This window comes from Asticcacaulis excentricus, assembly GCF_003966695.1.
GTDB lineage: Bacteria > Pseudomonadota > Alphaproteobacteria > Caulobacterales > Caulobacteraceae > Asticcacaulis > Asticcacaulis excentricus_A.
Genome location: NZ_AP018828.1, coordinates 475246 through 495252 on the forward strand (window position 1 = coordinate 475246; position 20007 = coordinate 495252).

24 protein-coding genes and 1 tRNA gene are annotated in these 20007 nt (G+C 61.5%); 12 read left to right on the plus strand and 13 right to left on the minus strand.

Going from position 1 to position 20007, the window contains the following annotated elements:
- Positions 1 to 8: 8 nt before the first annotated feature.
- Both EM6_RS13230 and EM6_RS13235 read right to left on the minus strand, forming a co-directional pair.
- The gene (locus EM6_RS13230; RefSeq protein WP_126423632.1) at positions 9 to 422 is read right to left on the minus strand and encodes a PaaI family thioesterase; all 414 of its coding nucleotides are present in this window, start codon (positions 420 to 422) and stop codon (positions 9 to 11) included.
- Positions 419 to 871 (minus strand): PaaI family thioesterase, encoded by a 453-nt coding sequence (locus tag EM6_RS13235; RefSeq protein WP_126423633.1) that lies wholly within the window; start codon positions 869 to 871, stop codon positions 419 to 421. The genes EM6_RS13230 and EM6_RS13235 overlap by 4 nt, the downstream gene beginning before the upstream one ends.
- Before the next feature lie 249 nt (positions 872 to 1120).
- Here EM6_RS13235 and queC point away from each other — a divergent pair, with 249 nt between their 5' ends.
- Together queC and queE are read left to right on the plus strand one after the other, a co-directional pair.
- Positions 1121 to 1846: a 7-cyano-7-deazaguanine synthase QueC gene (gene queC / locus EM6_RS13240; protein WP_126423634.1), complete on the plus strand. Its 726-nt coding sequence runs from the start codon at positions 1121 to 1123 to the stop codon at positions 1844 to 1846.
- On the plus strand, positions 1846 to 2496 hold the full coding sequence (queE, locus tag EM6_RS13245) for a 7-carboxy-7-deazaguanine synthase (protein WP_126423635.1): 651 nt from the start codon (positions 1846 to 1848) through the stop codon (positions 2494 to 2496). The genes queC and queE overlap by 1 nt, the downstream gene beginning before the upstream one ends.
- On the opposite strand, the gene EM6_RS13250 is transcribed toward queE, so the two are convergent.
- Positions 2489 to 3703, minus strand: a complete 1215-nt coding sequence (locus EM6_RS13250; protein WP_126423636.1) for a Ppx/GppA phosphatase family protein — start codon at positions 3701 to 3703, stop codon at positions 2489 to 2491. The genes queE and EM6_RS13250 overlap by 8 nt on opposite strands.
- A 266-nt stretch (positions 3704 to 3969) precedes the next feature.
- On the opposite strand from EM6_RS13250, the gene hspQ reads away from it, so the two are divergent.
- Positions 3970 to 4350 carry a heat shock protein HspQ gene (gene hspQ / locus EM6_RS13255; RefSeq protein ID WP_126423637.1) on the plus strand — a complete coding sequence of 127 codons (381 nt, stop codon included), beginning with the start codon at positions 3970 to 3972 and terminating at the stop codon, positions 4348 to 4350.
- A 197-nt stretch (positions 4351 to 4547) separates the two neighbouring features.
- Here the strand turns inward: hspQ and EM6_RS13260 are convergent.
- Positions 4548 to 4624 (minus strand) — tRNA-Lys (locus EM6_RS13260).
- A 145-nt stretch (positions 4625 to 4769) separates the two neighbouring features.
- Between EM6_RS13260 and EM6_RS13265 the strand changes: the two genes are divergently transcribed.
- A complete protein-coding gene (locus EM6_RS13265) occupies positions 4770 to 5483 on the plus strand; it encodes a hypothetical protein (RefSeq protein ID WP_126423638.1) in 714 nt (237 codons plus the stop codon).
- Positions 5484 to 5509: 26 nt separating this feature from the next.
- On the opposite strand, the gene tgt is transcribed toward EM6_RS13265, so the two are convergent.
- Genes tgt through EM6_RS13280 form a run of 3 tightly spaced genes read right to left on the minus strand, consistent with a single transcriptional unit; the run spans position 5510 to position 7806 of the window.
- Positions 5510 to 6637 (minus strand): tRNA guanosine(34) transglycosylase Tgt, encoded by a 1128-nt coding sequence (tgt, locus tag EM6_RS13270; protein ID WP_126423639.1) that lies wholly within the window; start codon positions 6635 to 6637, stop codon positions 5510 to 5512.
- Between the two features lie 46 nt (positions 6638 to 6683).
- A complete protein-coding gene (locus tag EM6_RS13275; protein WP_126423640.1) occupies positions 6684 to 7274 on the minus strand; it encodes a hypothetical protein in 591 nt (196 codons plus the stop codon).
- Positions 7275 to 7299: 25 nt separating this feature from the next.
- Complete coding sequence (locus EM6_RS13280) at positions 7300 to 7806, minus strand: GNAT family N-acetyltransferase (RefSeq protein WP_126424150.1); 507 nt, start codon at positions 7804 to 7806, stop codon at positions 7300 to 7302.
- Positions 7807 to 7877: 71 nt separating this feature from the next.
- On the opposite strand from EM6_RS13280, the gene EM6_RS13285 reads away from it, so the two are divergent.
- Entirely contained in the window at positions 7878 to 9011 is a 1134-nt protein-coding gene (locus EM6_RS13285; RefSeq protein ID WP_126423641.1) for a pyridoxal phosphate-dependent aminotransferase, read from the plus strand.
- 102 nt (positions 9012 to 9113) lie between these two features.
- Here the strand turns inward: EM6_RS13285 and queA are convergent, their stop codons facing one another.
- The 3 genes from queA to EM6_RS13300 all read right to left on the minus strand — a co-directional run bounded on the left by queA (position 9114) and on the right by EM6_RS13300 (position 11206).
- Positions 9114 to 10160 (minus strand): tRNA preQ1(34) S-adenosylmethionine ribosyltransferase-isomerase QueA, encoded by a 1047-nt coding sequence (gene queA, locus EM6_RS13290; protein WP_126423642.1) that lies wholly within the window; start codon positions 10158 to 10160, stop codon positions 9114 to 9116.
- Positions 10161 to 10191: 31 nt separating this feature from the next.
- On the minus strand, positions 10192 to 10617 hold the full coding sequence (locus EM6_RS13295) for an STAS/SEC14 domain-containing protein (protein ID WP_126423643.1): 426 nt from the start codon (positions 10615 to 10617) through the stop codon (positions 10192 to 10194).
- Between the two features lie 121 nt (positions 10618 to 10738).
- Positions 10739 to 11206 (minus strand): peptidylprolyl isomerase, encoded by a 468-nt coding sequence (locus EM6_RS13300; protein ID WP_013480115.1) that lies wholly within the window; start codon positions 11204 to 11206, stop codon positions 10739 to 10741.
- Between the two features lie 258 nt (positions 11207 to 11464).
- Here EM6_RS13300 and EM6_RS13305 point away from each other — a divergent pair, with 258 nt between their 5' ends.
- Positions 11465 to 12181, plus strand: coding sequence for an RlmE family RNA methyltransferase (locus EM6_RS13305; protein ID WP_126423644.1), 717 nt, complete (start codon positions 11465 to 11467; stop codon positions 12179 to 12181).
- A gap of 16 nt (positions 12182 to 12197) precedes the next feature.
- Here the strand turns inward: EM6_RS13305 and EM6_RS13310 are convergent, their stop codons facing one another.
- Entirely contained in the window at positions 12198 to 12626 is a 429-nt protein-coding gene (locus EM6_RS13310) for a hypothetical protein (RefSeq protein ID WP_172961265.1), read from the minus strand.
- A 75-nt stretch (positions 12627 to 12701) separates the two neighbouring features.
- Here EM6_RS13310 and EM6_RS13315 point away from each other — a divergent pair, with 75 nt between their 5' ends.
- Both EM6_RS13315 and EM6_RS13320 read left to right on the plus strand, forming a co-directional pair.
- The gene (locus tag EM6_RS13315; protein ID WP_126423646.1) at positions 12702 to 13037 is read left to right on the plus strand and encodes a DUF1523 family protein; all 336 of its coding nucleotides are present in this window, start codon (positions 12702 to 12704) and stop codon (positions 13035 to 13037) included.
- Positions 13038 to 13063: 26 nt separating this feature from the next.
- The gene (locus tag EM6_RS13320; RefSeq protein WP_126423647.1) at positions 13064 to 13543 is read left to right on the plus strand and encodes a polyhydroxyalkanoate granule-associated phasin; all 480 of its coding nucleotides are present in this window, start codon (positions 13064 to 13066) and stop codon (positions 13541 to 13543) included.
- A gap of 1 nt (position 13544) precedes the next feature.
- Here EM6_RS13320 and EM6_RS13325 read toward each other — a convergent pair whose 3' ends face one another.
- Positions 13545 to 14609 (minus strand): metallophosphoesterase, encoded by a 1065-nt coding sequence (locus EM6_RS13325; protein WP_126423648.1) that lies wholly within the window; start codon positions 14607 to 14609, stop codon positions 13545 to 13547.
- Positions 14610 to 14670: 61 nt separating this feature from the next.
- Entirely contained in the window at positions 14671 to 14814 is a 144-nt protein-coding gene (locus tag EM6_RS17410; RefSeq protein ID WP_172961266.1) for a hypothetical protein, read from the minus strand.
- Between the two features lie 209 nt (positions 14815 to 15023).
- Between EM6_RS17410 and guaB the strand changes: the two genes are divergently transcribed.
- The 4 genes from guaB (at position 15024) to guaA (ending at position 19886) form a co-directional block, all read left to right on the plus strand.
- Positions 15024 to 16481, plus strand: coding sequence for an IMP dehydrogenase (gene guaB, locus EM6_RS13330; protein WP_126423649.1), 1458 nt, complete (start codon positions 15024 to 15026; stop codon positions 16479 to 16481).
- 12 nt (positions 16482 to 16493) lie between these two features.
- The gene (locus tag EM6_RS13335; RefSeq protein WP_126423650.1) at positions 16494 to 16883 is read left to right on the plus strand and encodes an MAPEG family protein; all 390 of its coding nucleotides are present in this window, start codon (positions 16494 to 16496) and stop codon (positions 16881 to 16883) included.
- A 9-nt stretch (positions 16884 to 16892) separates the two neighbouring features.
- Positions 16893 to 18197, plus strand: a complete 1305-nt coding sequence (locus EM6_RS13340; protein ID WP_126423651.1) for an RsmB/NOP family class I SAM-dependent RNA methyltransferase — start codon at positions 16893 to 16895, stop codon at positions 18195 to 18197.
- Between the two features lie 138 nt (positions 18198 to 18335).
- A complete protein-coding gene (gene guaA, locus EM6_RS13345) occupies positions 18336 to 19886 on the plus strand; it encodes a glutamine-hydrolyzing GMP synthase (RefSeq protein WP_126423652.1) in 1551 nt (516 codons plus the stop codon).
- Positions 19887 to 20007 lie beyond the last annotated feature (121 nt).

The following is a 20007-nucleotide window of genomic DNA, read 5'->3' on the forward strand; positions in this document are numbered from 1 at the left end:
AGCCCGATTTAGCAAATCAAGAAGTGTGCCTGAAGCGTGGCGATGGGCTGTTCGCGCAGTTCCTGCCACGCCCAGGCCTCGACATTGGCGATGGTGCGGCCGACGCGGTTGATGCGCGCACGGGCATAGGTGTCGATGGGCTTGCCGGAGCGCAGATACTGCACGCTGACATTGACCGGTTTGGGGATCTGATCGAACGTTTCAAACACCGACAACTGCGCCGTGGCGGTCAGTTCCAGAAACGCCCCGATCGTGCCGCCATGCAGGGCCGGCAGCAGCGGATTGCCGATCAGGTGCGGCGCGAACGGCAGGATGGTCGTCAGTTCATTGCCCGCCATTTCCATGCGCAGGTTGAGAAACTGCGCGAAAGGGATGCGGCTGAACAACTCTTCCGGGCCGCTGATCATCAGGTCGGCAATCATGCGTGGGCCTCGCGGTTTTTGAGGCAGGGATGCGAGATGATGAAGGCGGCTTGCGCCGCGGCGACCGGGTCGCTTAGGGTGTCGTCATAGGCGAAGCCGCGCACGAAGCCGACGCTGCGGGTCAGCTTGTAGCATTTGGCGAGGATAAACAGATCGCGGTTGGGCTGGGCTGGGCGCATATAGTCGATGCGCAAATCCATGGTGGCTATGGGTTTGTATTCATTCAGTTCATCCCAAACCGCCATACCGCAGGCGTGGTCAAGCAGCGCCGTTACGGCACCGCCCGCGATGACCCCCGTCTCCGGATCGCCAATCAGGGGCTGAGCGTAGGGCAGGCGCAGTCGGATGCCGTCTTCGCTGCGTCCAGCATAGCGGGCGCCCAGCGCCTTCATATAGGGGATATTGTCCACCAGAAGGTCGAAACCTTCACGAAAAGGCGCAATTGGCATTGCTTCGCCTCTCTATGTTTTATTATTCAATGGGTTGTTGGAAAGTTCTGATGCGACTTGCCACCTATAAATACGCCACAAAATAGTCTTATTGTCTGAGGCACAGGCCTTTTTGGTTACATTGTGACGCATTTTGACCTTCGCGTCAAAACTATTGCGCGCCTCACAGGCGATAGTTTGCACTTGCAAATTCGCTGAAACGGTTTCTTTACAGGAGAAACCGTTGTTTCCGTTACCCAGAGAGTACCCATGACCCCGTCCGATCTTGAAACCGTGCCCGCCGACCGTTCGGCTCTGGTGCTGTTTTCCGGCGGGCAGGATTCGACCGCCTGCCTCGCCTGGGCCCTGACCCATTTCGAGCGCGTGGAAACCATCGGCTTCGACTATGGCCAGCGCCACGCCATTGAAATGACGACGCGCGCCCGCGTGCTGCAACGCTTTCCCGAGGTGTTTGAACCGGCGCGCACGCGACTGGGTGACGATCATGTCGTTGATCTCAAGGGCTTCGGGCGCGTGGCGGAATCGTCGCTGACGCGCGAACAGGAAATCCGCATGGGCGAACGCGGCCTGCCCAACTCCTTTGTGCCGGGGCGCAATCTGGTCTTTTTCGTCTATGCGGCCGCCGTGGCGGACCGTCGCGGCATCGACCATCTGGTCGGGGGCATGTGCGAAACCGACTTCTCCGGCTATCCCGACTGCCGCAAGGATACGCTGGAAGCGATGCAAACCGTGCTCAATCTTGGCATCGAGCGGCCCTATATTATCGACACGCCGCTGATGTTCCTGACCAAGGCCGAAACCTGGGCGCTGACGCACCAACTGGGTGGAGAGGCGTTGGTCGATCTGGTGCTCGAAGACACCCACACCTGCTATATGGGCGAGCGCGGTGAGCGCCACGAATGGGGCTATGGCTGCGGCACCTGCCCGGCGTGCGACCTGCGCGCACGCGGTTTCGAGCAGTGGTGTAACGGCTGATGGTGTATAGTTTCAAAGAGATATTCCTGACTCTTCAGGGAGAAGGCGGGCAGGCGGGCCGTGTGGCGGTGTTTGCGCGCTTTGCCGGCTGCAACCTGTGGAGCGGGCGCGAACAGGACCGCGCGACGGCGGCCTGCACCTTCTGCGACACCGATTTTGTCGGCACGGACGGCGAGGGTGGTGGCAAGTTCGACACCCCCGAAGCCGTGGCGGCAGCGCTGGATGCCCATTGGGGTCAGATTGACCCGGCGCACAAATCGGTGGTCTTCACCGGCGGCGAACCGCTGCTGCAACTGGATGCGCCTCTGATCGCAGCGGTCAAGGCCGCCGGCTATTTTATCGCTGTGGAATCGAACGGCACGCTGCGCGCCCCCGAAGGGATCGACTGGCTGTGCATCTCGCCCAAGGGCGAAAACCGCCTGCATCAGACGTCGGGGCAGGAGTTGAAACTGGTCTGGCCGCAGGAGCGCGTCGATCCGGCGGAATTTGCCGCTATGGACTTTGAGCGCTTCTATTTGCAACCGAAAGACCCGCTGGATCAGAACCTGCTGACGCGCGCTGCCCATACCCAGGCCGTGATCGACTATTGCCTGGCGCACCCGCAATGGCGCATGAGTGTGCAGACGCACAAGGTCGTGGGGATCAGGTAGATTTACCCCGGCGCGCCCGGCGGCGACGCGGCCGCTTTTTGACCATCGACAGCAGCAGGCCTTCGCGCAGGCCGCGATCAGCGACGCGCAGACGGTCACACGGCCACAGGCTTTGCACCGCCTCCAGAATGGCGGCCCCGGCCAGCACCAGATCGGCGCGATCCTTGCCGATACACGGTTCCTGCTCACGCCCCCTTTGCCCCAGCCCCAAAAGGCGGTCGATAACCGCGCGGCACTGATCATGTGTCATCCACAGGCCATCGACCTTGGAGCGGTCATAACGCTCAAGCTTCAGGTGCATCCCAGCCAGAGAGGTAATGGCCCCGGACGTGCCGACAATATAGGCCTGCTGCGCGTCGAAATGGGGGCGCAGGGGCTCCGGGGCCCTGAAGTCGATCAGGGATTGACGCACGTCCTCGACCATCTGCGCGAACCACGCCTGCTTGTCGCCGTCGGGCGGCTCCGGGAAGCGTTCGGCCAGATTGACCACGCCTTTGGGAATGGAAATCCAGTATTGCGGTCGCGGCGGCTTGCCCCGCGCGGTCAGGCCCCGCGCGGCCGAGGAGTCACTCGATTCCGTTTCTTCGCCCAGCGGCAGCCATGAAATCTCGGTCGAACCACCGCCGACATCCATCACAATGGCGGCCCTGGCGTCGCCTTCCAGCAAGGAGGCGCAGCCGACCACCGACAGGCGTGCTTCTTCTTCCGGCGTGATAATGGTCAGTTTGAGACCGGTTTCCTTTTCAACGCGGCGGATGAAGTCGGGACCGTTTTGCGCGATGCGGCAGGCCTGCGTGGCGACGGCGCGCGTGCGTACCACCGGCCGCCGCCCGATCTTTTCGGCGCACAGCTTAAGCGCCGCCAATGCACGCTCCATGGCGCGATCCGACAGGTTTCCGGTCTGGCTGAGGCCTTCGCCCAGCCGCACTATGCGCGAAAAAGCCTCAACGATGCGGAACTGACCATTGTGCCAGGCGGCGATCATCAGGCGGCAATTATTGGTGCCGAGATCAAGCGCGGCATAGAGCGGCGATGCGTCCGTCGTCACCGGACGCGGGGGCGGCCTGTCTTTTTGCGGCTGGGCTTGCGCGGGCGAAGCGGCGGGCACCGACGTAACGGTCTGGGCCGCGCGGTGGCCGCTGCCTTTGCGGGCGCGGCGCGGTCCGCGCCTGCGGTTCGGACCGCTTTTTGAGGGAGCCTCACTCATGGTGGCTCATACCCCGCTTTATCAGTATGTGGGACGCAGGGGCCTTTGGCCGCGTCAAGTTACCCTCAACCTAGAACGCATTTTCCTCCGTGCAAAGCGCTTTTGTGTTAATTTCGTCACGGCGCGGACGGGTAATTCTGCAACGACCCACGCGCCGCATGAATTGACGGCGTTTCCGACAACCAAAGGGGGAAGGGGGAAGGCGCAGGTGCCGAGTCGCGCTACACCAGACGGGTGGACAATACCGCAACCGAGGGGAGGCGCTGATGATGACCGATTCTGTCTCTGGTTCCGTTACCGGTGCCTATACCGCCGGTCAGGGGGATCGTGCGGCGCGTTTCGGCATCGGTGAGCTGGTCCGTCATGTCCTGTTCGACTTTCGCGGCGTGGTCTTCGATATTGATCCACAGTTTTCCGATACCGAGGAATGGTTGCTGGCCATCCCCGAAGCGGTGCGCCCGGAAAAGGATCAGCCCTTTTATCATCTGCTCGCTGAAAATGGCGACATCTGCTACGTCGCCTATGCGTCCGAGGGCAATCTCTGCCCGGACGACACGGGTATGCCGTTGCGCCACCCGCAGGCCGAACTGATCTTCGAGCGTTTCGAAAATGGCCGCTATCTGCTGAAATCGCGTCTGGCCAATTAAGCGGCTCTGGTCAGCGGGGCGTCATCCCCAATCCTGTAAGGGACTGCCGTAATTTTGCCGTGCTGCAATCGTTTCGTCGCGCATAAGGCGGCAGGGTCCGCACGCGGCTGAAATCGCGTTCAGCCCGCATTCATGATGGTTTCTTTATGATGGCGAATGAAACTGACATAAAAAAAGCTCACCAATTCTGGAAGAATTGGTGAGCCCGCTGGGACTCGAACCCAGGACCCTCTGATTAAAAGTCAGATGCTCTAGCCGGCTGAGCTACGGGCTCATCAAGACGAACCTTACGACCGAAGTCGTTTCGGGTGCGGCCTTCATAGTGGGGAGTTTTTGTTTGCGCAAGCGCAAGGTTCAAGTTTTATGTGTTGTGTTGTAGATAAATGGCGTACAGCAGGGTGCGCGGAGGGACTTTCAGAATGAAGATGTGGCGTATCGCTTCGGCTATTGGCGGAATCGCGTGCCTCTTCGGCCCCCTCAGTGCCTGCGCCAGCAAGCCTGACAAGGTGCAGATCGTCGAATCCCACCCCGTAGAGGCCGCCGACCCCAAGACGAAAAATGATCCGACCTTCACTCAGACCATGCGCAAGAGCGCTTCGGATGTGGGGGACGGCTTCGGGGATGCCATTACCGCGCCGCTGGTCGATCTCAACCTGAAACGCAAGGAAATCCCGCCGGTTCTGATGCGGGCGTCGAAAAACACCTACGATCTGGCCAATCTGGAGAATTGCGAATCCATCGCGGGCGAGGTGGCCCTGCTGGACCAGGCGCTGGGGCCGGATTTTGATGAACCGCCGCCCCCGGAAGGCACCATGACCTCACGCGGCGGCAAGATGGCCTCGGACGCCACCCTGACGGCGGTGCGTTCAGCGGCCACCGATGTCCTGCCCATGCGCGGCCTGATCCGCAAGGTGACGGGGGCCGAAAAGCATCAGAAGGCCATGGACCGCGCCATTGCTGCCGGAAATGTACGCCGGGCCTATCTGAAAGGCATCGGCATGAACAAGAACTGCGCCCCACCGGCGGCGCCGTCGTGGTTCGTCCCCAAACAGGCCCGTGTGACGGTGGAAGAAGTGGTCGAGCCGACACCGGCTGCGGCACCGACACCGCGAAAAATCAACAAACGCAAATAATTACACCGTTGGTATTAAAGCGCCCGTCAGTTTTGGGTGGGCGCTTTCAGATGCGTTTCGTGGAACCCTTTGCGGAAGGCCTGAAACTCACCGGCTGCGATGGCTGAGCGCATGCGGATCATCAGGGCCTGAAAGAAGGCGATGTTGTGCCAGCTCAGCAGCACCTGCCCCAGGATTTCCTCGGCCTTGAACAGGTGGTGCAGATAGGCCTTGGAATAGTCGCGGCTGGCCGGGCAGTCGCTGGTGGCATCCAGCGGCGTGTCGTCTTCGGCAAAGCGGGCGTTCTTGATGTTGATGGGGCCTTCCCACGTCCACACCTGACCATGGCGGCCAGAGCGGGTCGGCAATACGCAGTCGAACATATCGACGCCGCGCGCCACGCCTTCGACCAGGTCAATCGGCTTACCCACCCCCATCAGGTAGCGCGGACGATCCCACGGCAGGAGCGGCGCGCAGTATTCGAGCGTGTCGCACATGGCCTCATGGCCTTCTCCGACGGCCAGACCGCCGATGGCGTAGCCGTCAAAGCCGATCTCCAGCAGGCGGTCGGTCGATTCCCGGCGTAGGCTCTCAAAGGTCGAGCCCTGCTGAATGCCGAACAGGGCCTGCGTGTCGCGCTGCCCGAAGGCCTGTTTCGACCGCAGCCCCCAGCGCGCCGACAGTTGCAGCGCCTTTTGCGCGCGCGCTTCGTCGGCGGGCCATGAGACGCACTCATCGAGTTGCATCACGATGTCGGAACCCAGCAGGTCAGCCTGAATCTCCATCGAACGTTCCGGCGACAGGACGTGCTTTGAGCCGTCGATATGGCTCTGAAAGGTCACGGCCTCTTCAGTGACTTTGGAAATCTGCGACAGGCTCATCACCTGAAAGCCGCCGGAATCGGTGAGGATGGGACCGTCCCAGCCCATAAATGTGTGTAGGCCACCCAGTCGCTTCACACGTTCGGCTGAAGGACGCAGCATCAGATGATAGGTGTTGCCGAGTATGATTTTGGCATGGCTTTGCCGCACCATATCGAGCGTCAGGGCCTTGACGGTGGCGGCGGTGCCCACTGGCATGAAGATGGGGGTCGGGATGTCGCCGCGCGGCGTTTTCAGCACGCCCGTGCGGGCCTGACCATCGGAAGCGGAGATTTCAAAAGGGAATGCGGACATGGGCGGGGTCATACAGAAGGCCGCTCACCGAGTAAACCCGTGGCACCTATCCGTTGCGCCATTTGGTGTAGGCATCTCTGCACAGATCAGACGCGCGTCTGTAAACAGCCTCTTCCTCGGAAAGGCGCTGATGAGCGCGTTCCCAACGCAAAAACGGCGTCAGTTCGCGGTGCACGGAGACGACCGTGGTGCCCCATGACGGGCCGCCTGATTGTGTGCGAATTTCGCATCCAATACCCGGTTCCAAAATTTCAGTGTGCTTATTACCCTCATCCAAACCGAACGATATGAATAGGAGCAAAGGAAAGCCAAACGTGGCCATAAAATACCCGAATACAATCGGCAGGGCGGTCACGAATTTGAGGATCATACGTAACCCGATGCGCCTGTCCCGTATGCCCCAGCCTTCCCACGCCAGAAAGGCATAGGCCGTGTAAGCCAGAGCTAAGGCCATCAGATTGGCGAGTGGAGAGGTGAAACGCAAACCCACGGCCCAAGCTAAGGCGACCACGAACAGAACAGCGAAGGAGAGGGGCAGGAGTTTGTGCCGTTTATGCCGCCAGAAGCGATGGATCAGATAAGCGAGCAGAGGCGCACCAAACAACCCGCCCCACAATATCCCCATGCCAATCGTCATGGCATACCCTCCCTCGTTTCGGGGTTCAGAGATACCGCTCGAATTGGGTGACTTTGTGACCCTTGTAGGTTGCGTCGGCGAAGGCTGTGTACCCCAGTGCAGCCGCCACCTTTTGCGACGGTGTATTGGACGGGTCGATAATGCACACGGTGCGTTGCGGGTGGGTGGCGTCAAACCAGTCGTGTGCGGCGCGCACAGCCTCCAGCGCGTAGCCTCGGCCCTGACAGGCGGGCGTGATGGCCCAGGCCGCTTCCGGCGACAGGTCGAAGTCAGGCCCCAGACCGCGGTGGAAGTCGGCCAGGCCCGTATCGCCGACAAACCGTCCCGTGTCCTTTTCAATGGCCGCGAACAGACCCCAGCCAAAGGCCGTCCAGTGCCCCATATAGCGCAGAAGGCGGTGCCACACCTCTTCCGGCGACTGCGGGGTCAGACCCGACAGTCGGTAAAAGTCCGGGTCGCCGAACATGGCACACAGGCCGTTATAGTCGTCAAGGACGTGCGGACGCAGGATCAGGCGAGGCGTTTCGATCATGACCCAAGGCGTACCGTGCTTTTCTTCGTCGGGCAATCTGGCGCACACCGCATCCTGCGCTATAAGCGGGTATGACCGCAGATATTGCCCCCTTTTACGCCATCGAGATCAGTCGGCTGGCTCACGCCCTTAAGGATCAGGGACGCTCCATCATCCATATGGAGTTCGGACAACCTTCCACCGGCGCGCCGAAAGCCGCCATTGAGGCCGCGCATCGCATTCTCGACAGCGACGGTATGGGCTATTGGGAAAGCACGTCGCTTAAGGCGCGGCTGGCGAAGCATTATCTCGACAGCTACGGCGTCAGCGTCGATCCGGAGCGCTTTATTCTCACCTGTGGGGCGTCGCCCGCTCTGGTGCTGGCGCTCAGTGCGGGCTTTAGGCCGGGGGCGCGTATCGCGCTGGCACGGCCCGGCTATGTCGCCTACCGCAATGTGCTGAAGGCGCTGAACATGGTGCCCGTCGAAATCCCCTGTGGGCCGGAGGTGCGCTTTCAACTGACCGCCGAGGCTTTGAGCACGCTCGATCCGGCCCCGGACGGGGTGATTATCGCCAGCCCGGCCAACCCGACCGGCACGGTGATCGGGCCGGACGAACTCAAGGCCATTGCCAAGGCGTGCCGAGCGCGCGGTATCCGCATCCTGTCGGACGAAATCTATCATGGCCTGACCTATGAGGCCCCGGCGCGGTCGTTGCTCGAATACGCGCCGGACGCCTGGGTGGTCAGCAGCTTCTCCAAATACTTCAGCATGGTCGGCTGGCGGCTGGGCTGGTGTCTGGCGCCCGAAAGCCATGTGGCCATCGCACGCGCCTATGTCGGTAACCTGTTCCTGACCGCGCCGTCGCTCAGCCAGCACGCGGGATTGATCGCGCTCGATAGCCGCTCTGAGCTGGACGGGCACGTTGAAACCTATCGCCGCAACCGTCGTCTGTTGCTCGACGCCCCGCCGCAACTGGGGCTGAGCCGCATCGCACCGCCCGACGGGGCCTTCTACATCTATGCCGATATCGGGCACCTGACCGACGACAGCCTGTCCTTCTGCAAGGAACTGCTCAACGATACCGGCGTCTGCACAGCCCCCGGCATCGACTTCGATCCGGTCGCAGGGCACCGCTTTATCCGCTTCAGCTTTGCCGTTTCAACAGCCGAGGTCGAAGAGGCGGTGAAGCGTATGGTGCCGTGGTTTAAAGCGAAAAGTCTTTAAAGACGCAGGGGTCGCAGACCCCTGCACCCCATTACATTTCGCGCTCTATCGTCGGTGTTGCGCTCCAAGTTTCGGGGTGCAGGGGCCTGTGGCCCCTGCATCTTACTTCGATCTGTTCATCAACAAGCTCGCATCGCCGTACGAAAAGAAGCGATACCCGCTGTCGATCGCGTGTGCATAGGCCGCCTTCATGGCCTCGGTGCCGGCGAAGGCGCAGACCAGCATGAACAGGGTCGATTTCGGTAGGTGGAAATTGGTCCACAGCATATCAGCCGAACGCACCGGCACGCCCGGCGTGATGAAGATGTCGGTGTCGCCGCTGAACGGATGGATGTGGCCCTTGGTATCGCAGGCGCTTTCGATCAGGCGCAGAGCGGTGGTGCCGATGGCGATGATGCGGCCTCCGGCGGCGCGGGCGGCATTGATGCGCGCGGCGGAGTCAGCCGAGACGACGCCGAATTCGGCGTGCATCCTGTGGTCTTTGGTGTCTTCGACCTTGACCGGCAGGAAGGTGCCGGCCCCGACGTGCAGGGTGACTTCTTCGAACAGTACCCCCTTGTCTCGCAGGGCTTGCAGCAGTTCCGGCGTGAAATGCAGCCCGGCGGTGGGGGCGGCAACGGAGCCTTCGTCACGGGCAAAGACGGTCTGATAGTCCCTTTTGTCCTGCTCATCTTCCGGGCGTTTGGAGCGGATATAGGGCGGCAGCGGCATCCCGCCCAGCCGGTGCAGCCCGTTCAGCACCTCAGACGCCGCCTGATCGAAGCGCAAGACATAGACGCCGTCTTCGTCTTTTGACAGGACGCGGGCACTCAGGTCGTCAAAGCGCAGGGTGTCGCCTTCGCGGATACGGCGGCCGGGCTTGAGAAAGGCCTGCCAGCTCTGGCCATCCAGCGACTTGATCAGGGTGGCTTCGAATGTCACGCTCTGACCGTCGCGCTCACGGGTGCCCTTGAGCTGGGTCGGCAGGACGCGCGTATTGTTGATGACCAGCAGGTCGCCGGCCTTCAGCAGCGACGGCAGGTCGCCGACGCGCCAGTCTTCGCGCACCTCGCCATCGACACGCAGCAGCCGCGCGGCCTCACGTGGGGTAACAGGCCGCAGCGCAATGCGATCCTCAGGCAGGTCAAAATCGAAATCGGAAACCTTCATGCCCGCTTAAAAGGCGATTGCGAGCCGAAAATCAAGAGGCGCGCGGCGTGTCCGCACTGGCCTCAGACGCGGTTTCATTGCCTTCGATCCAGTTTTCGCCGTCGATCATTTCGGCAAAGATGCGGATGACGCGGGTGGGGAAGGTGACCGGATAGGCCTTGGCGCGCGCCAGGACCAGTGGGTCCTGACTGATGATGGCCACCTTGCGCCCCATGTCGCGGCCCTGAGCGATAGTGGCCCACTGACGCGCCAGACGCCCCAGTTCCTCAAAGGGCACAAAGCCCTCAAAGCGGCGCATATCGATGATGATGTCGTAGAGCCAGACCTCGCCCACGCTTTCGAGATAGCGCGCGATGCCGTTGACGATCTCCTGACCGTCCACATCACCGATGTAGCGGATAGTGATACGCTTCTGTTCGTCGTTCTGCGAAAAGTTCAGACGGGAGCGCGGGGTCATAGGGCAGGCTCCGAATGTTGGCGACACCGTTGTCTTAACCTAACACACGTCTGTCCACAAACAAAAAACCGGCCGGACAGGTGTCCGACCGGCGGGTTCTGTCAAAGCGGGCTTACACGCCTCAGGCGGCGTCAGCGGCGACCTTGAAACTGACGATCTTGCCCGGCGCGCGCGGCGGCTCGCCCTTGGGCAGGGCATCGACGTGTTCCATGCCTTCGGTCACTTCGCCCCAGACGGTGTACTGGCCATCGAGGAAGCGGGCGTCGGCAAAGCAGATGAAAAACTGGCTGTCGGCCGAGTCGGGGTTTTGCGAACGCGCCATCGAGCAAACGCCGCGCACGTGCGGCTCGCGCGAAAATTCGGCCTTCAGCTTCTTGCCCGAGCCGCCATAGCCCTGACCTTCCGGATCGCCGCCCTGAGCCATGAAGCCCGGAATGACGCGGTGGAAGACGATACCGTCATAGAAGCCCTGACGGCACAGTTCCTTGATGCGGGCGACGTGGTTGGGGGCGAGGTCGGGGCGCAGCTTGATACGCACATCACCGCTTTCCAGCGTCAGAATGAGGGTGTTTTCCAGATCTTCGGACATGGGGGCTCCTGTTTAGAGCCTCATGCCGAAAAGTGGGCACCACTTTTCGGAAAAACATGAGGCGTTGTAAAAAAAATTGAGCGATACGGCGGCTCAACTGAGCCGGCGGATGCTCCAAGTTTGCGGCTGAAATAGGCTATTCGTCGGGCTTTGACAAATCCTATCCGGTGCATTCATCAGGCTTTTTCGCTTTGAGACGCACCCGTCATGGCGGCAAAATGATTTTCCGTGTGAGGCAAAACCCGTTATAGACGCCGCATGAGTAACGATACCCCCGAAGAACCACGCCGCCGCATGGTCAAGCCGCCCGCAGGCGGCAACCTGTCCGGTCGCGCCAAGGGCCACACGGCGGTCAAGACCGCCAAGCAGCGCACGCAGTCGTCTGCCAAATGGCTGGAACGGCAACTGAACGACCCCTTTGTGCAGAAGGCCAAGGCTGAGGGCTGGCGCTCGCGCGCGGCCTTCAAGCTACAGGAAATCGACGACCGCTTTCATATCCTCAAACGCGGCGCGCGCGTGGTCGATCTGGGCTGCGCGCCGGGGGGCTGGGTACAGATGGCGCAGTCGCGGGGTGCGGCGCACGTGGTGGGGGTGGACCTGCTGCCCGTCGATCCCATTCCCGGTGCCGACATGATCGAAGCCGACTTCACCGATCCGGCCATTCCGGGGCGGCTTATGGAGATGATGGGCGATAAGCCGGACGTGGTGCTGTCCGATCTGGCGCACAATACGGTCGGTCACCGCCAAACCGACCACCTCAAGATCATGGGGCTTCTGGAACTGGCGTCGGATTTCGCGCTGGATAATCTCAAGCCCGGCGGCGCGTTCGTCGCCAAGGCCTTTCAGGGCGGTGAGACGGAGCATCTGCTGCTCAAGTTGAAACTCGCCTTCCGCGATGTAAAGCACTTCAAGCCGAAATCGAGCCGGGCGGATTCGTCGGAAATCTACATCGTGGCCCAAGGGTTCAAGGGGTAGGCTTTACGGGGACGATTCAGGGGGCAGGTATGGCCTTGCGGCGTCCCGTGCGCGCCCAGACGGCATAGGTCGTGAAGGCGCTTAATGTGCCAATCGCTGTGGTGAGTTTAACGACTTTATCTCCCTCATTAGCCATCTGCCCCCCAACCATCCAGACGCCGATAGCGGCGCCAAGGGCAGCCCCGCAGGCTGAGGCCGTGAGCCCGTTCAGAAGTCGCAGCCGTTTAAGCCCCCACCCCAGGGGGAAGCCCACAATAAGGGTCAGCAGGGTGCAGCCCATGCCAATAACAGGCACCATAAAAGGTAAAACTAGCAGGCCGGGTGCATCCTCAGGGCTGCGGGACAGGGACTGGATAGTCATGATCCCCGCCAGCAGGGTGCCCCCAAATCCCGTGACGGTCGCTGTGCACAACAGACTAACAAACGCCCGGTCCCGATTGTTCATGCCTGATCCTCCATCCCGTCGTGCGATATAAGAACCGTATTGCCGCTTTAGCTGGGTCTATTGAAATATAATGGCATGAAGAAGACCTTACGCATCGCAGGCATCGCGCTCACCGTTATCGGTCTTATGTTCGTGGGCTGGGTGACCACCCCCTACTGGAGCCACGGTGAGGCGGTGGTCGAGGTGACGGGGACAACCACCAAGCGTGAAGGCGGCAGAGACGTCTATCTGGTCTTCACCACGTCGGGAACCTTCCGCAATACCGACAGCCTGCACTATCTGAAGTTCGATTCTTCCGATCTTCAGGGCCAGCTCAACCGGCCCGGCCGCTACCGCATAAACTATTATGGTTTTCGTGTTCCTGTGTTATCTCTGTACCGGAATATAACCAGAGCCGAACCGGCTCCATAAACAGTATGCGTACCCCAAGGAAACGAATGACCAAATTACCGCTTAATCCGTTCTTTGCCTGGACGTCTCTGGCGCTCAAAAGTTCGGAAATGCTGATGGCTTCGGCGGAGGTCATCACCCACCGCGTCAACCGCATGGCCAATGCCGACGCCATCCCCAGTGCGGAGGATCAGCGCGAATTCACCCTGATGGGGCAGGAAAAGCTCGAAGCCGGGACCGAATCGCTGATGGCGATGAGCCAGTACTGGATGAACCTCAACCAAGAGGTCAGCACGCAGGCCTTTCACAACATGATGGATATGGGCTACAGCCTGACGGCGCTGGCCACCAGCCGTTCGGCGGCCGAGGCCCTGACGCATCAGGCGCGTCTGGCCGACAGCGTGATGCGCGGGGTCAATGACGCCGCTGACCTGTCGGGTAAGGCGGCGGCCCTGACCGAGCACGGCCTGAAACCGGTGCATAGCCGTGCCGTCGCCAATGCCAAGCGTCTGAAAAAGCGCAAATAACTCAATCAGTGTCCGGTCCCGGCGTCTCACGACCGGGCACTTCACCGGTCAGCAGGCCGCGCGCCGAGATAGGCTGCGCCTTGGACAGGTCGACGCTGACCGTGGTCACATCGCGCACGCCCCAGCTTTTGTCCTTGTCCGCTCCGGCGTCGCCTGCCGCGTTCAGCCGCCACAGATTGCCGGCTTTGTCCGTCAGGCTGTTGCCGGGCAGGTCGCCCTGAGTCAGGGTAAAGGGCGAGGTATCGCCGTGGATCAGGAAGACCGGCCTGCCGAAGGCGCGGCTCTCATGAATCAGGGCCGCGCGCACCGGCAAAAAGCCATCGCACAGGCGATTGTCGTCGGCGGCCACATCGTGACAGGGGACAAAGCGCGCCTCCGCCTTTTCATTGAACATATCGGCCTGAGTGGCGACGATGACCGCTGCGGCACCGCGTTTGCGCGCATGGGCAAAGGCGGCTTTCAGCCACGCCACATTGTGGGCGTCGCGCGCATCGGCGGCGCGGGTGGCCACGCGCAGATCGTCGCCCATGACCAGATCACGGCCATTATTGGTGCCGACCACATTCATCGTGACCACAACGAAACGCCCGTAATCGAAGCGGGCATTTTCCGGCATGTCCGGTTGCTGCGCATAGTGCCACTTGGTGTCTCTGACCGGTGGCGTCGCAAAGACGCGCTGACGCAGGCCCTCAAGCCTGTGCAATTCGGAGAATCTGCGCCCCGTCGCCGGATCATCCTTGCGGTCGCAATCGGTCCATTCATTGTCGCCGGGCGTGTAAAAGACCGGAATGGGCTTGAGATCAGCTAGCATTTTGGCGAAGGCCGCATCCGGCGGGCCGCAGACTTCGCCGCCCGACTGCGTATCACCGACGTGCAGGATAAAGGGAGGCGTTTGCGCTTTGACCGCCGGTATGGCTTTGGCCAGCATGGCGCGGTCGGTATCGTCGTAAGGGGTGTCGTTGATGACGACAAAATCGATCCGCGCGGGCTCAGCGATGGGAAGCAGCGCGCAGCCGCTCAAACTGGCGGACAGGGCAAGGGTCGCAACAATCAACAGACGCTTCATCAGTACTTCCGGAACTCTCCGCAGGCTAATCCGCCTCTGTGACAGGCGCAAGAATGGGGAATTAAACCGCCAGCTTCAGCTTCAGGCGGTGCGCGCGCATCATCGTCTTAAATCGCGCCTGACGGAAGAAGGCCGTCAGCCCATAGGACATTTCCACCAGCCAGCAGGCGATGCAGTACTCGGTGCGGATTTTCAACTGGCTCATGGGCGCGACTTTCAGTCAGGGCAGGCAAGGGGGACGCTGTGAACAGTTTAGCCGCAAAGGCTGAACAGGCCGCCAACAAACACGGTTAAGCAAAGGTTTGCCGCCCTGATCCGCGCGTCTGAAACAATATTTCCCCAAAAGTGACGCGCCCCCTCTTTACGCGGCGCGGCGTTTCGCTTAAGCCCAACCCGCAAAATGGAGAGTCCCTTATGGATATACGCGAAGGCCTAACCTTCGACGACGTTTTGCTGGAGCCCGGTCCTTCGGACGTGGTGCCCACTCAGGTCGATACGAAGACCCGCTTCACCCGCACCATCAAACTCAACATCCCGCTGGTCTCATCGGCGATGGATACCGTGACCGAGGCGCGTCTGGCTGTGGCAATGGCGCAGGCCGGAGGTCTGGGGATCATCCACCGCAACCTGTCCAATGAGCGTCAGGCCGAGGAAATCCGCGAAGTAAAGCGCTACGAGTCGGGCATGGTCATCAATCCGGTGACCATCCATCCCGAAACGACGCTCAGCGAAGTGCGTGACATCATCGCGCGGCGCCACATTTCGGGTTTCCCGGTGGTTGAGCGCGACACCAACAAGCTGGTCGGCATTCTCACCAACCGCGACATCCGCTTCGAAAGCGATGGCTCGAAGACCGCGGCCGATCTGATGACGCGCGACGCTCTGATCACCGTGACCGAAGGCGTCAACCAGAGCAAGGCGCGCGAACTGATGGCGCTGCACCGCATCGAGCGCATCATCGTCGTCGATGACGCCTATCGCGCCGTCGGCCTGATTACCGTCAAGGACATGGAAAAGGCACAGGCCTATCCGACCGCGGCCAAGGACGAGTCCGGCCGCCTGCTGGTCGGGGCGGCCTCGACCGTCGGCGATGCCGGCTATGAGCGCTCGCAGTTCCTGATCGACGCCGGGGTGGACGTGCTGGTCATCGACACGGCGCATGGCCACTCGTCGCTGGTCGGGCAGGCGGTTGAGCGCCTCAAGCGCGAATACAACCACGTTCAGATCGTCGCGGGTAACGTCGCCACCTATGAGGCGACGCGCGCCCTGATCGACGCCGGGGCCGATGGGGTCAAGGTGGGGATCGGGCCGGGCTCGATCTGCACCACGCGCATGGTCGCCGGTGTCGGCGTGCCGCAACTGACCGCCGTGGCCGACTGTGTGCGCGCCGCAAAAGACTCCGGCGTGCCGATCATCGCCGACGGCGGTATCAAGCTGTCGGGCGATCTGGCCAAGGCCATTGCCGCCGGGGCTTCGACCGCCATGCTGGGGTCGATGTTCGCGGGCACCGAAGAGGCGCCGGGCGAGATCATCCTCTATCAGGGCCGCTCCTATAAGTCCTATCGCGGCATGGGCAGTGTCGGGGCCATGGCCCGCGGCTCGGCCGACCGCTACTTCCAGAAGGACGTGCAGGATTCGATGAAGCTGGTGCCGGAAGGTATCGAGGGTCAGGTGCCGTACAAGGGCCCCATCGCTCCGGTCATCCATCAGCTTGTTGGCGGCTTGCGCGCCTCGATGGGCTATGTCGGCGCACCGACCATCGAAGCGTTCCAGAAGCGGGCGAAGTTCGTGCGCATCACCAATGCGGGCCTGCGCGAAAGCCACGTCCACGACGTGATGATCACGCGCGAAGCCCCGAATTATCGCCAGTAAGGGAGAGCGGGCATGACGGTGGAATTACAGGTTCTGGTCTTTGCCGCCCTGTGGGGCGTGGCTCAGATCCTTATCGCTGCTGTCGCGCCCGCCTTCAAACCGGGCTATTTTCAGTGGAACGCCAGCCCCCGCGACGAAGACTTTGACGTTGGCCCCGCCGCCGGGCGGATGCGTCGCGCCTATCAGAACTATCTGGAGACCTTCCCGTTTTTCGCCGTGATCGTCATTGCCCTGGCCTTTGCGGGCAAGTCGAATGACGTGTCGCGTCTGGGGGCCCATATCTACCTGCTGGCGCGTGTCGCCTATTTCCCGGCCTATGCCCTGGGCACCAAACTGCGCAGTGCCTTCTACGGCCTCTCGCTGGTCGGTATCGGCATGTGCGTCTGGACCTGTTTTGCGTAAGGATAAAGAGTGACCCCCGCCGCCCGTCTGCAAGCCGCTTCCGATATTCTCGACCTTCTGGGCAAGACGCGCCGTCCGGCCGAAGAGGTGCTGAAGGACTGGGGCCGCAACAACCGCTACGCCGGGTCAAAGGACCGCCGCGCCATCGCCGATAAGGTCTATCAGTGCCTGCGCGCGCGCGAACGCTTGTCTTTTGCAATGGACTCGTCGGCGGGCCGCGCGCTGGTATTGGGGGCGCTGCATTTCCTTGACGGCGTAAGCCTTTCCGAGATCGACGACCTCTATACCGGCGAAGGCTATGCGCCGCAAAAACTATCAGTTGCGGAACGCAAGCGACTTGAGGCCGGGGATGGCGAAGCGCCGCAATGGCTGGAATCCGGCCTGCCGGCCTTTGTCGTGGAACGCCTCAAAAACGTCTATGGCGATGACTGGCTGAAAGAGGCCGAGGCCCTGATGCTACCGCGCGCCCCTATCGACCTGCGGGTCAATGGGGATCGTGCACCGCTGATCGCCGGGCTGGAAATGTTGGGCTACAGACCCGAACCGACGCCGTTTTCGGCTTTTGGCGTGCGCCTGCCCGCCGATCCACCGCCCAATGTGCGCGCGCTGCCCGCCTTCCGGCAGGGCACGATCGAGATCCAGGACGAGGGCTCGCAACTGGCGGGCTTCCTCGCCGGCGCCCGGCCCGGCATGACGGTGGTCGATTATTGCGCCGGAGGCGGCGGCAAGACTCTGGCCCTGCTGCAAGCCATGCAAGGGCCAAATGGCGAAACATCCGGTCGTCTGATCGCCTCCGACGTCGAAAAGACGCGCCTCAACAATATCAAACCCCGCCTGACCCGCGCTGGTCTGGAGGCGGAGTTGCGCCAGCTTGGCCCGGACGGCGAGGGGATGGAAGACCTCGAAGCCCAGGCCGATCTGGTGCTGGTCGATGCGCCGTGCTCTGGCTCAGGCGTCTGGCGTCGCCGGCCCGAAACCGCGCACAAGCTGGAAGAAAAAGAGGTGGCGCGCCTGCATGACTTGCAAAGCGCCATCCTGCACCGTGCCTCGCGTCTTGTGAAGCCGGGCGGGCTTTTGGCCTATGCCACCTGCTCGATCCTGCCGGACGAGAATGAATTGACCGCCGACCGCTTCGAAGCCGACCACCCTCACTTCACACCGCGCCCGGTCGCCGAAGCGCTGGATGGCGCCGCGGTGACCCCGGAAGGGGCGGAGACTTTGAAAAAGATTGCGCAGGGCCATCGCCTGCGCCTCAGCCCCGGAACCAGCCACACCGACGGGTTCTTCGTTTCGCTATACCGGCGCAAGCCGTAAGAAAGGTCGTTAACCACAGATTACACAGATCACACAGATTGGGCGCTTCGCGCCAAGGAGGCGGATAAGCCCCGCCCGACCCTTAATTTGTGTAATCTGTGTAATCTGTGGTTCCAAAACCCATAGAAAGACAGGCGTATGTCGCATCACGAAAAAGTCCTGATTATTGATTTCGGATCGCAAGTGACTCAGCTCATCGCGCGTCGCGTACGCGAATGCGGCGTCTATTGCGAAATCCATCCTTTCACCAAGGCGGCCGAGGCGATCAAAAGCGTCGCCCCCAATGCGGTCATCCTGTCCGGGTCGCCGCACAGCGTCGTCGAAGCCGGTCCGACCCTCGACAAGGCCCTGTTCGATATGGGCCTGCCGGTGTTCGGCATCTGCTATGGCGAGCAACTGATGTGCGACCTTTTGGGCGGTAAAGTTGAAAGCGGCCATGACCGCGAATTTGGCCGCGCCGAAATCGAAATCGCCGCCGATACGCCGCTGTTCCGCGGTCTGGGTAAGCCGGGTGACAAGGAAATCGTGTGGATGAGCCACGGCGATCGCGTCACCGCCATCCCCGACGGCTTCAAGGTTATCGCTGTCTCCGAAGGCGCGCCGTTTGCCGCCATCGCCGATGAGGCTCGCCGCTTCTACGCCGTGCAGTTCCACCCCGAAGTGGTCCATACGGTGCGCGGCACCCAGATGATCCGTAACTTCCTGTTCGAGATCGCGGGGCTTAAGGGCGACTGGACCATGGCCGCCTTCCGTCAGGAAATGATCGAAAAGATCCGTGCGCAGGTCGGATCGGGGCGCGTTATCTGCGGCCTGTCGGGCGGGGTGGACTCGTCGGTCGCCGCCGTGCTGATCCACGAAGCCATCGGCGAGCAACTGACCTGCGTGTTTGTCGATACGGGCCTGTTGCGCAAGAACGAAGGCGAGCAGGTGGTGTCGCTGTTCCGCGATCACTACAACATCCCGCTGATCCATGTGCAGGCACAGGACAAGTTTCTGGGCGCGCTCAAGGGGCTGTCCGACCCGGAACAGAAGCGTAAGACCATTGGCCGCCTGTTTATCGAGGTCTTCGACGAAGAGGCTGCCAAAATCGACGGTGCGGAATTCCTCGCTCAGGGCACGCTTTATCCCGACGTGGTCGAAAGCGTATCGCCGCACGGCGGGCCATCAACCGTCATCAAGAGCCACCACAATGTCGGGGGTCTGCCCGACTATATGAAGCTGAAACTGGTCGAGCCGCTACGCGAACTGTTCAAGGATGAGGTGCGCGCTCTGGGCCGGGAACTGGGCCTCAGCGAAGCCTTTGTCGGTCGGCACCCCTTCCCCGGACCGGGCCTAGCCATCCGCATCCCCGGCGAAGTGACCCCGGAAAAGGTGAAGACGCTTCAGGACGCCGACGCCATCTACCTCGATGAAATCCGCAAGGCGGGTCTGTACGACGATATCTGGCAGGCCTTTGCCGTGCTGCTGCCGGTGAAAACCGTGGGTGTCATGGGCGATGCGCGCACCTATGAGGATGTGCTGGCGCTGCGCGCCGTGACCTCTTCGGACGGGATGACGGCGGACTTCTATGAGTTCCCGTGGCCGGTACTGGGCCGCTGCGCCACGCGCATCGTCAACGAGGTGAGGGGGGTCAACCGCGTCGTTTACGACGTGACCTCCAAGCCTCCCGGCACGATCGAGTGGGAATAAAAACGAGCCCGTTTTTGCACCCTCTTATACCCTCAAATACGCTATAATCTCTTGTATTTAAATAACAAATTTTCGAGTTCTGTCGGCAGCCTTTGATGTGCGCTCGAATAGTGTGACGGCG